Raw genomic sequence first — 12,723 nt, forward strand, 5'->3', positions numbered from 1 at the left:
CAAGACCAAGTTGACAAGGAAATGAAAAATATTACCCTAACTTAATATTCCCCTCTTTATAGATTGCTACACCACATGAGGTTCACCTATAATCCAAAGGTGTAGATTAGTTACCAAAATTGTACCGTATAGTAAACCCGGTGTTGATTGTGGTCTGTGGAAAAGCCGTAGATACGGCAAACTGAGAGAACGAATGATCATAGAAGAACAGGGCATTCAAGTTTTTGCTTAATGCGTAGTCTGCAGTAAACTTAATGGATAATAAATTCTGACCCGAAGTAATCTGATTGTTATCTATATCCAAGTTTCTTATTATGGTGATGTTATCCCTTAAGGTAACATCTGCCTTTAGATTCAAATCACCTTTTAAACGGGTTTTGTTTCCACCAATGTTCGTAACAAACTTTACATCCTTAAAGCGATACCCTAAGCCCACAGTATATTCCTTACCGTTCATTTCGGTCATAAGGTTATTATCAAAGCTAAGCGCCAAGGTTCTACTGGTTCTCATTTCCGCTAAAACGCTTACTGAGTTTTTCATCTCAAAATCTACACGAACTAGCGGATTGAACTCATCGTTCAATACCACATTATTCAATATAAGGTCAGGCATTAAATCTCCGGTCTCAGGATCTACAGCAGAAGAACCCTCATTTTCTAACTGCGTTTTCTCAAGATTAGTCTGAAAAGAGTTAATACTATACGCTGCACGGTATCCATGACTCAAAGAAAAACGCTGAAATGTTTTCTTGAACCACTTATTCCGCATAAGTCCCGTAAACTTTAAATTCCAATTAGGAATAGGAATATCACGGAAAGCATCTAAATTCACTCGCTCTGCATCTTGTCCTGTATACGCCGCAAAGAAAGCCGGAAGCAACACATCTTGTTGAGTTTTACCATATTTTTCCGGAAAATCATCTGCATCTAATTCCCCAGGAATCTCTCCTCTATCCGCAACTAATCTATTGGCGATGGTAATCCTGTTCTGTTTGAATTGCTCAAAAGTTTTGGAATCAAACTCATCACTCTTATTAAAAACGGTACCGATCATAACAGTTGAGATACTGAAGTTCCCATAGTTATTACCCAAAAGATTATTATATTCCAACGAGCCATCCGCATTGTTACGGATTACACTAAAATTCTCCTGATAACTATCTGAAAACTGTCTATCCGCAGATAAATCTATAGTCAAATCTTTAATAGGTTGTGCCGTAGCCGTAATATTAAGTTGTCTATTTATATTTTGAATGTACTGCTCATTGAACTCCTCAAAACCGGTAAGCCATCCTTTTCTAGCCGCATCAAAACGTACATCTGCCTGACTACCGAATACAAAACCAACGGAAGGCTTTAACGAACCTACAAAACCAACCGACTGCGTATACCCAGGCAAAACCTTACCCCTGCTTTCATTATAATTTACGTTCAAACGCTTTACCATGGTAAGGACATCCACTGCCGTATTAAAAAGTCCGCTACTTTTCTTCTCCGTTTTTTCTCCGTTTGATGCTGGGTTCCCTGCTTTATCCCTGCGCACTGGCGCCCTATTGGCTGCCGGTTTACCGCTACGCTTCTTAAGCCCTATCAAGTCATAGAACTTTTGCATGCTTAAATTAGCCGTAATATTATGGGTGCTGGCATTCTGTACTGTATTGATATCCTCTAGAGCTACTTCCCTTAAAGCATCACCACCACGTTGCCAATCAAAATTACTGGTATAACTGTATTGTGCATTAATAAAGTCTAGCGCAGGAATCTTACTGAACGGAAGGTCATAATTGAGCTCTAATTGCTGCGAATGTCTATTTGGCTCCCCTAAATCCCAAAAACCGTCCCATAAACCTAAAGTTTCGTCTATGCGCTTATCCTCACTTCCGGTATCCGTAACATAATCTTCATAATAGTTTCTAACTATATGGTTGTTACTTGCCGTCATATTTAAACGTAACGATTTGGTAAGACTGTAATTTACCGCATACTGCCAATTGAACTGGTAATTTCTCTGCTGCAAAGTAGGCAACTCCAGTTTATCCACTCCCTCTTCTACAACATCTCTAAATCGCTGTTGATTAAACTGCCTATCTATATTAGAATTTACAGAAACACTTGTTGGTAGTAAACTTAGGTTCAACTCTTTGAGCCACCTCCAATACTGACCCGTAAAAAGAGAATCGTTTTTAGCAAAAGGGGCTACCTCAACGGGCTTAAAATTATGATTATATACAAAACCGGCAGCCACGTTCTTATCTTCTAACGAAGCAATTTCAAAATCTCTATGGTTGGTCTCGTTATATGAATAATTAAAAGTAAAGTTTTCTATATCATAGAAATTAGCATCAGCCTCTTCTCCTCTATCCTTACGAACACCAATAAAGTTGATACTGGTTCTTTTTGTATAATCTTCCGCTTGCTGCTCAATAGCTTTTGCTTCTTCCGGAGTATCTGCGGCATCAATTCTATCTTGTAGTTTTAAATCGTCATACACAGGATCAAACTCTGGTGTTATCATTTGCTCCGATATTCCATAGTTAAACGGAAGTTGAATTCCCCATTTATTAGGCAACAACTGACCTAGGTTTACATTGGTAACCACATCATAAGAAAGAGCGTCTTCCCTAGCTCGCTCATTGGGCATCTGATCAATAGCGCCAAAACCGGAAGTACTTGTACTACCTGTAGCGGAGACATTGGCAAAATCCGCAAAATTAGCATCCACTGCAGCCAATGCGGCCCAACCACCTTCATTATCCAAACCGGCCAAACGCAATTCATTAAACCAAACCTCACCCCTTGCCGGAACCCGACCTACGTTTTTCACACCCACCATCATACTGCGAATGCTTCCTAGAGAAGGATTACCTTGGATTCCAATACGTAATCTACCCGGGGTTCGCGCAGAAAGTGCATCTACAGGAACTACTTCCCCATCTATTACTTCAAAATATCTTATTTCACTTAGATCACTACCAGCAATCCAAACCGACTTAACCTTATTAAGGTCCGCCAGCACAATCTCCATCTGGTTATTGTCCGGCCAAACGGCTTCCTCAGAACTTGAGCCAAACGGTGTGAACTCCAAGGGAATCTCCAATTGATAAAAGTTCTCCGAGAAATCAGTTCCTATTCTAAGGAAACCAACCAAAGGTTCATCTAAGCTATAACTATCTGTCTCTAGAATTTTCTCGGCATGTATGAACATTTTCAATTTCTCATACTGACGCACATCTATATCCAAACTTTTAAAAACACCTCGTGAATCTTGAGATTCTAGGTTTTCCACAACCAAAGACAAGGACTGCTCGTTCTGTTGAATGATGGTATTATTGTTGTTCAATTGCTCCCTAACCACACCTGGCGGCAACACATACGGAATAGGGGTTCTATTCTCATTTTCTTGAACGTTTACCGCATTAACATCTAAAGTGGTAGCATCATCTGCCGTATTAGGGTCGTCTACATCAAGAGATTTTGTGTATGTCCTCCAATCGCCACGCACCAAATCCAAGGTAGCAAAACGCAAGAGCACATCACTAGAGAAACCTGTTAGATACATTCTTAGAGAACTGATAGACCTAAAATCATTGATCCCACCAACAGCTTCAGTAAAATCGCTCAATGGAATTTTATACTGTATCCAACGGGTACGCACCGTACTTTCGTTTGGAATCCTAGTTCCAGAAAGCACCAATGAGTCACGAATATCGGTTACATATTTATCATTAATCGTTGTATTTGGCTTAATAGGAATTCGGTATTCATAATAACTATTTACCGTATTCATGGTAAGGTCGCGATCAATATCCTCAACATCGGGCAACGTAGTAGACCCCCTATTATCATTGGTAACCTCAACTGGCGAGTTCCCCTGCGGGTTATTGAAATTTAGGTATCTATTAAGTATGCCCCCATCACGTTGCAAGAAATATTCATAGTTATCCAACGCCGGATCTTCAGGATTATCGTTCCCATAAATTGCAGCCTCTCCCGCATCATTTAAACCATCAAAACCAAGATCTTGTTGTGTACGGCTACCCTCATTAACATCAAAAGCATATACCAAAGCCTGTGTAGCGGGCACTGGGCCCCAAGTAGGATTTTCAGGCTTTACACTGCCCTGCCCATCAATAGGAAGTCCGTTTTCATATTGTTTGAGTCCATCAGCCAAAATATCCTCGGAGATGTTACCCAAGTTAAAAACTAGTTCACCTTGGCTTGTTGCGGTTCCTTCTAAATATGGGTCCATTACCCAAAATTGAACGAACTCAACATTGGCCTGTTCAAAGTTGGTACTGCTCAAAGAGCGCATAATACCACCCCATTTGTCATTTGGTGATACGGTCTCAAAATTACCGTTGGCATTATACGGACCTTTCATTTCCGGGTAGTACGCCACATCTAATGTAGTCTGTTGGCGTGTCTGCCCCTGAGCTACTTCTACTTTTGGGAATACTTCATCTATAAATATTCTTCTTGTAGCGTTCGTTGAAATATCATTATCACTGATACTAGCTGGTCTTTGGTTGGTATAAAATACTGGATCAATTGTATACCAAGCCGTTTTAGCCCTACCAAATCCTGTCTCCAATCCTTTCTGCGTAGGTGCATCTAAAAATTCCAACGGCGTACTAGCAAGTGCCCAACCTAAGGAAGAGCGAATATCTATTAATGCCTGCGCTCCTTCAAAATCATCTAAATAGGTAGTTGTTTCTCCTTGAAAATCGGCATTTTTAGGAGAGTTTGGTTTTAACCAAGCCACTTCACCACGTACCGAAATATTAGAAGGTACATCTGTATCAATATTGGGTAGCTTATTGACCAAACGGGTCAAAAACGGGACTTCTGTTGAGAAATTTCCATTGATTCCGAATACGGTGTTATTGACAGGCTCTACGCCAAAGTTGGACTTTTGGGTTAATGGCCTTTCATTTAGGTTTAACAAAGTGGCGCCTAAAACAAAATTCTTATTAAACTGATGTTCAACATTTACACCCGTAAAACGACGGGTTTGTTGGCCGAAAACTGCATTATTTTCTACCGAAATATTAATAGGTGTATTAGAAGCTTCTAAACTTGGATCAAGAATTTGAACCGTTCCCGCCTGATAGTTTACCGTATAATCAATTCCTTCCTGTAACTGCCTTCCTCCAGCGGTAACACGTACTGAACCTCGTGGTACATTAAACGCTCCAATAGGAATACCGTTACTACCTTCTGATTTGTATCTACCTTTTAACAGGAACTTATCTTTTTCAGGGTTTTGTAAGGCTGCAGATTTGGTAAGCTCATACATATCCCTAAATACATATTTCGCTTGGTTAGCGTTATACCCAGTTTCCGTATTATAATCTCCACCTCCCAAACGTTCAAAAAGATATTCCCCAAAAGGTTCCACCTTAGTGAATATAATCTGTCCGTTTTGCGTATCTACGGTAAGTCCGGGTACAAAATCAAAAAATCCATCTCCACCAGGTTGCACATCGTTATAGGCATTTAACCTATCAAAATTAAATACATCAAGTAATATGCGTTCTTCCAAAGGTTTACCTCCATCCGTTTGGTTCGGGAAATCTTCAACCGGAGTAATATAGTTTCTTGGTGTTGGATTGGAATACAGAATATTCATTTTAAAATCCTCTTCACTCAACCTAAAGGCACCTGTGGCGTAAATGTTCTTCATCATCAAATCCCAAATAGGATCTGACACATTTGTAATATTACTTTTAAGAAGTTTTAAGACCAGTGTGTTATTATCAATAATAGGGTTATCAATAGAGCCAGAAACTGTAGTTGCATCTAATCCTCCATTGGCAAATTCACCTACCTGATATACTTTTCCATTATAGGTATATTGAAATGCAACAGCCAGAACTTCGTCATTGCTTAAACGTTGATTTAACGAAATATAACCCAATTGAGAGTTAAACTGAAAATCCCTACTTAACTCTAATTTTCTAGCATTTTCTAAATACGCATAATCAAACCCTTGGTTAGGCTGGTAACCAGCAACGTTAAAACCCTGTTCTATAGTTGCTACATCTCTAATACTCTGTGTAAGCGCACCTCCCTTACCTATTTCAGCAGGATCATAATCATTGGCGTTGTTACGAGGCAATTCATTAGGCTGTCCACTATTTGTATTAAAAAAAGTTCCTGGTGCATTTTGCCCAATTCTGGTTTTGTTCTCTCCGGCCATAAGAGGATCGTATTCACCCAAATCCTGAATACCTACTATGTTACGAACGTTAAGCGTTTGTTGACTACGGTTTGTAACCCAGACCTCTAACCTAGTAATTTGAACTTGACTCCTTATATAAGGATAGTTCACCAATGCCTCATCATAATTATCCCTAAAGTACTGCGCTAAAAAGAAGTGCTTATCCTCATCATACTGTAATGCTGAAACCGAAAACTCATTTACCGTACCACCACCTTGCGCTACAACCGTGTTATTTTGTGAACGTTGCTCAGAAAAGACCGCTGTAACGGTAGTTTTACCGAATTGAAGCTGTGTTTTAACGCCAAAAAGACTTTGTGCCCCAGTTATTAAAGAACTGTTGAGCGGCATATTTACGTTACCCACTTCTATAGACTGGATAATATCATCCTCTGTAGGTGTATAATCCAGTTTTACAATATTCTGAAAATCAAAAGTTGCTTCAGTATCATAGTTAGCGGTTACTTGCAAACGTTCACCTATTTTACCCAACATACTTAAACTAATACGCTGATCAAAATCAAAAGAAAGATTAGTACGGTTTCTTGGAGACAAGGAAGGGTTGTCATTCTTTTGCCAAATAACACCTAAATCCATAGCCACGGAACCTTGAGGAATCACTTCTATGGTATTACCTCCAAAAATAGATTGAAAAAAACTGTTGTTTACATAGAAATTAGGAAGTAAATTTTTTCGGGCCTCTTCGCTACCTTCTTTTTTACCAGCATAAGCATCTGATTTTTCTTTAAAGTAGTCTTTTATTCCTTCTTGGCGAACCAGCTCGTAATATTGTTCCGGTGTTAAAATAACAGGGTACCCAATATCAAAATCACCTACCTTTTCAGAATAGATGTACATATTAAGATTTGGGTCGTATTCGTATTTAGAAACGATACTTTCCGGGTTTTCCATTTTGAGCTTACCCAAAGAAAAACCGGTTTTTACGGAATCCACTTCTTGCTCTTCCCTATCTTCATTTTCTGTTTCTTGAGCATACGATATACCGGAGGAAACGAGCAAAAATAAAAATAGGAGTGTAAGCTTAAATGGTGATTTAAGTAATAGTTTGGCCCCTGTTTTCAAACTTGTTATAAATTTTTAAGCGCAAGTTTAATAATGTTCTCTACGCTGAGCGAGGGGTCTTGGATAAGTACTTTGTCTACTACCTTTTCGGCGGATCTTCTTACAAAGCCAAGAACCTCTAAAGCAGATAACGCTTCTTCTTTATTTGTATTGTTCGCAGGAGCGGAAACTTCACCTATATCGTAAACTTTTAAAATCTTATCCCTAAGGTCTAGAATTACACGTTGGGCCGTTTTAGCTCCTATACCTTTAATAGATTGAATTGTGGGCACATCTCCATTAGCAATCGCATCTCTGATCTGGGCAGGTTCCAATGAAGAAAGCATGGTTCTTGCCGTACTTGAACCAATACCCGAAACAGATAACAAAAGACGAAAAATCTCACGTTCTGACCGTTCTGCAAAACCAAACAAAGTGTGTGAATCTTCTTTTACCTGAAGATGGGTGAACAAACTAATATTCTCTGAATCACCAACCTTAGAAAAGGTGTTTAAAGAAATATTGACAAAATAACCAACTCCTGAACATTCAATTACAACGTAAGTTGGGTTTTTCTCTACAAGTTTTCCTTTAAGATGAGTGATCATGTTCGAGGTGGTTTTTTTGGGGTTACATTGTCCGGCCGATCCGACCGGACTAAACTATTATTTGACCTCTGTCTTGGCCTTTCTTCTTTTTTCTCTTTCTTGGGCGTCAATAACGGCAACTGCGGTCATATTCACCATTTCATCAACACTGGCACCTAGTTGAAGAATATGAACGGATCTTCTAAGTCCAACCATTATGGGACCAATACTATCCGCTTGATTCAATTCTTTCAAAAGCTTATAAGTGATGTTCGCAGACTCTAAATTCGGAAAAATCAAGGTATTCACTTTTTTACCCGCCAATTTAGAAAACGGAAACTGACTCTGAAGCAATTCTTTATTCAGCGCAAAATCTGTTTGAATCTCCCCATCTACAATAAGACCAGGGTTACTCTCGTGCAAAATATGAACTGCTTCTCTTACCTTTTTTGCATGAGGATGGCTAGATGAACCAAAATTGGCATAAGACAATAAGGCCATTACCGGCTCATAACCAAAAGTAGATGCTACATTAGCTGCATTTTGAGCAATTTCTGCAATCTCCTCTGCATTTGGGTCGATATTAATAGAAGTATCCGCCAAAAATAATGGACCTCTATCCGTTATCATGATATTTACAGTCGAGACTTTCTTTACATTTGAAGCTCTACCGATAACTTCAAGAATAGGCTTCACTACCGTTGGATATGCTCTTGAGTATCCTGAGATCATTCCATCGGCATCACCTTCCAATACCATCATAGCGCCAAAATAGTTACGCTCCCGCATTCTTATCTTCGCACTATAAAGTGTGGTTCCACTGCGCTTTCGACTTTCCCAAAACTTGGTTGCATAGCGAATATGCTTCTCATCAAACTCTTTTGATGTGGGATCTACAATTTCAATTTCAGCATCAAAGTCCAATTCTTTTTTTAACTCTAGGATAATTTCCTTTCGCCCTAAAAGAATAGGTTCCGCAATACCTTCTTCATGAACAATTTGCGCAGCTTTCAGCACATCAAGATGATCAGCCTCAGCAAAAACAATTCGTTTTTTACTCATTTTGGCACGGTTGTGCAACAAGCGCACTACCTTATTATCATTACCCGAACGCTGTAGAAGCTCTTCTTTATACCGGTCCCAATCGTCAATAGGACTTTTCGCCACTCCACTATCCATAGCAGCTTTCGCTACCGCAGGTGGTATTTCGGAAATTAACCGTTGATCAAAAGGTTTTGGAATGATATATTCTTTGCCAAAAGTCAACCTTGTTTCACCATACGCGATATTCACCTGCTCCGGAACCGGTTGTTTGGTAAGTTCTGCCAATGCCTTAACGGCAGCCATTTTCATTTCTTCGTTAATAGCGGTAGCCCGTACATCAAGAGCTCCCCTAAAAATAAAAGGAAAACCTAAAACATTATTCACTTGATTGGGATGATCGGAACGGCCCGTTGCCATTATAATATCCTTACGAGTTTTTATGGCCAAATCATACGCCACTTCTGGATCAGGATTGGCCATTGCAAAAACAATAGGATTTTTTGCCATGGACTGTAACATTTCCGCAGAAACAATACCAGCAATAGAAAGTCCAATAAAAACATCGGCATCTACCATTGCCTCTGCAAGAGTATCTATTTTTCTATCCGTAGCAAATTCCGCTTTGGAAGCAGATAGGTTTTCAGCATCTTTTCTAATAACACCTTTACTGTCCAGCATGACAATATTTTCAGCTTTCGCTCCAAATGCCTTATATAATTTGGTACAAGAAACAGCGGCAGCTCCAGCCCCACTTATAACTATGCGTACCTCTTCTATTTTCTTTTCGGACAATTCAAGTGCATTCAACAATGCAGCTGCGGAAATTATAGCGGTACCATGCTGGTCATCATGCATTACAGGAATATCAAGCTCCTCTTTTAGTCTTCTTTCAATTTCAAAAGCTTCGGGCGCCTTAATATCTTCCAGGTTAATGCCTCCAAAAGTGGGCGCTATCATTTTTACGGTCTGTACGAACTCATCTACATTTTCCGTATTCACCTCTATATCAATCCCATCTATATCCGCAAAAATCTTAAAAAGTAGACCTTTACCCTCCATTACAGGCTTTGAGGCTTCAGGTCCAATATTTCCCAAGCCTAAGACAGCAGTTCCGTTTGAAATAACGGCAACTAAATTACCTTTTGAAGTATATTTATAAGCGTTGTCTTTATCTTTTGCTATTTCAAGGCAAGGTTCCGCAACACCTGGGGAGTAGGCCAAGGCCAAATCACGTTGTGTAGCATATGGTTTAGTAGGAACTATTTTTATTTTTCCTGGCTGAGGTTTAGCATGATATATTAACGCTTCCCTTCTCAGTTTTTGATTGCCCATAGGTCATTAGGTTTTAAGAGAACAAATTTAAGGGTATTCTTCGGATATTTGTAGCGGGTTTAGCGTATATATTTCCAAGAATCTACAAGAGATCTATATGTAAAACCTAACTACTCTATATTCTCCTTTTTACCCTCCTTTACATTCAACCGCAAAGAAAGAACAGCAGCAAGAACAAAAAACACCCCAGCAAACAAAATAGCGTTAACGGCATTACCCCCAAGAAGATTTTTAAAAATAGGCCCAAAAGTAAGTGTCTCAATCCCCATAGGAATAACGATCATCATATTTAAAATACCCATATACACTCCCCGTCTATCTTGAGGAACAATCTTGGACACCATAGTATAAGGGATACCCATCATAGCCGCCCAACCTACACCGAACAGAACCATGGGAAACAATACAGTAATAGGGTCTGAAATATATGGTATGGAAAAAAGTGCCAGACCTGTACCCAATAAACTTGCCGCGTAGACCTTTTTACTCCCGAATTTAAGAGCCAATGGCACCAATGCCAATGCCACCACCATAGTAGTAATATTATAGGTAGTACTCATTTTTGCCGATTGCGCTGCAGCTTGAGAAAGATCAAAACCCATAGTATTCATAAACAAAGGCGTAATGAACTGCCAATACACAAAAAGTGCATACCATTGAAAAAGATAGACTGCAGAGAGTTTCCACATAAAAGATGGCATTTCTTTGACCGCCTTTGATATTTCAACAAAAGGCATATTAAAACGCTGAACAAAAGAAAGGACCTTATGGGCCTCAATCTCTTTAAGCTCTTCTTCCGAAGGCGGTATTTCCGGGGTTTTTAGTACGGACCACAGAATAGTAGCTACCGATAAAAATGCACCGATAAAAAAGGAATAATACAACCATTTTGGAATGGAACCTGCTACATCAACCACATCCTCTACACTAAACCAATCTTGAAACAAAAAGATGGAGGCGTTAGCCAGTACTATACCCGCACCAACAAATAAACTTTGCATTTGATAACCAAGGCTCAATTGCTTTTCCGGCAATTTATCCCCTACGAAAGCACGATATGGTTCCATAGCCATATTATTGCCTACATCTAAAATCCATAATAGACCGACTGCGAACCATAATGCCGGACTCAAAGGAAAAGCAAACAAACAAAGACTACCTATAATGGCGCCTATTAAAAAGAAAGGTTTACGCCTACCAAACCTAGGTGACCACGTCTTATCGGAAATTGCTCCAATAATGGGTTGAACAATTAATCCGGTAACTGGGCCAGCAATATTTAAAATGGGAAGCATATCTTCCGCAGCACCCAAAAAAAGAAAAACAGGGTTTATGGCTGTTTGCTGTAAGCCAAAACTGAATTGAATGCCCAAAAAGCCCACATTCATATTAAAAATCTGCCAAAAAGTTAAGCTAGGTTTTTTTATCAAGTTCATTAGAAGTCGGTTTTGGTATAAAAACTACCTAACAAGATAGGGTAATAAATCTTCGACAAGAAAAACTTTGCGATAAAATATGAAAGATACCGAACTCTAACGTTTTCGACAGAAGGTCTATTATTTCAAAAAATTGATATTCCGCTGTAAACCTGAAAATTTAGTTCTTTTTACAGCTGATTTTTGAAACACTTTTTTAAACACATATTCCGTAATTTCCTCCCAATCCTTTTTGGACATCGAAAGAAGTTCAGGGTGTGGATTGAACAAAGGTTCTTGGTGCGGTTTTGAAAAACGGTTCCACGGACACACATCTTGACAAACATCGCAACCAAATGCCCAATCATCAAACTTGCCTTCAAACTCCGTAGGGATTTCATTTTTTAGCTCAATCGTAAAGTAGGAAATGCATTTACTCCCGTCTACCACGTAAGGTTCAACAATGGCCTCCGTAGGGCATGCATCTATACAAGCGGTACAGGTTCCGCAATGATCCGTAACCCTATTGTCATATTCCAACTCCAGATCCACAATGAGTTCCGCTATAAAATAGAAAGACCCAACCTTTTGGGTTAACAAATTGCTGTGCTTTCCTATCCATCCCAATCCGCTTTTCGCCGCCCATGCCTTATCCAAAACAGGTGCGGAATCTACAAAAGCCCTTCCTCCTACTTCACCAATATTCTCAGATATGAAATCCTGTAGCTGGCGTAATTTAGATTTGATGACGTGGTGATAATCTTGCCCATAGGCATACTTAGAAATTTTGTAAGTGTCTTCCTCCTGTGTTTCTTCAGGGTAATAATTAAGTAATAAAGAGATAACAGATTTAGCTCCATCTACCAACAAACGCGGATCCAAGCGTTTATCAAAATGGTTGGCCATGTATGACATTTCACCATGCATGTTATTGTTCAGCCATTTTTCAAGTCTGGGTGCTTCTTCTTCTAAAAAATCTGCTTTGGAAATACCACAAGACAAAAAACCGAGGCGTTTGGCTTCGGTTTTTATAAGTTCTGAATATTTCTCTTTGGAATTCATA

At 39.3% G+C, this 12,723-nt stretch carries 5 protein-coding genes; all 5 read right to left on the reverse strand.

Annotation, left to right across the window (positions count from 1 at the left end; translation table 11 throughout):
• Positions 1-106: 106 nt before the first annotated feature.
• Positions 107-7,303 carry a T9SS outer membrane translocon Sov/SprA gene (gene sov, locus P0077_RS04990; RefSeq protein WP_276168039.1) on the reverse strand — a complete coding sequence of 2,399 codons (7,197 nt, stop codon included), beginning with the start codon at positions 7,301-7,303 and terminating at the stop codon, positions 107-109.
• Between the two features lie 5 nt (positions 7,304-7,308).
• On the reverse strand, positions 7,309-7,890 hold the full coding sequence (gene ruvA, locus P0077_RS04995; protein ID WP_276168040.1) for a Holliday junction branch migration protein RuvA: 582 nt from the start codon (positions 7,888-7,890) through the stop codon (positions 7,309-7,311).
• 57 nt (positions 7,891-7,947) lie between these two features.
• Complete coding sequence (locus P0077_RS05000) at positions 7,948-10,245, reverse strand: NADP-dependent malic enzyme (protein WP_276168041.1); 2,298 nt, start codon at positions 10,243-10,245, stop codon at positions 7,948-7,950.
• Positions 10,246-10,355: 110 nt separating this feature from the next.
• The gene (locus P0077_RS05005; protein WP_276168042.1) at positions 10,356-11,681 is read right to left on the reverse strand and encodes an MFS transporter; all 1,326 of its coding nucleotides are present in this window, start codon (positions 11,679-11,681) and stop codon (positions 10,356-10,358) included.
• Between the two features lie 120 nt (positions 11,682-11,801).
• Complete coding sequence (gene queG, locus P0077_RS05010) at positions 11,802-12,722, reverse strand: tRNA epoxyqueuosine(34) reductase QueG (RefSeq protein WP_276168043.1); 921 nt, start codon at positions 12,720-12,722, stop codon at positions 11,802-11,804.
• Position 12,723: the final 1 nt, after the last annotated feature.

It is taken from the genome of Zobellia alginiliquefaciens, assembly GCF_029323795.1.
In the GTDB taxonomy this organism is placed as follows: domain Bacteria; phylum Bacteroidota; class Bacteroidia; order Flavobacteriales; family Flavobacteriaceae; genus Zobellia; species Zobellia alginiliquefaciens.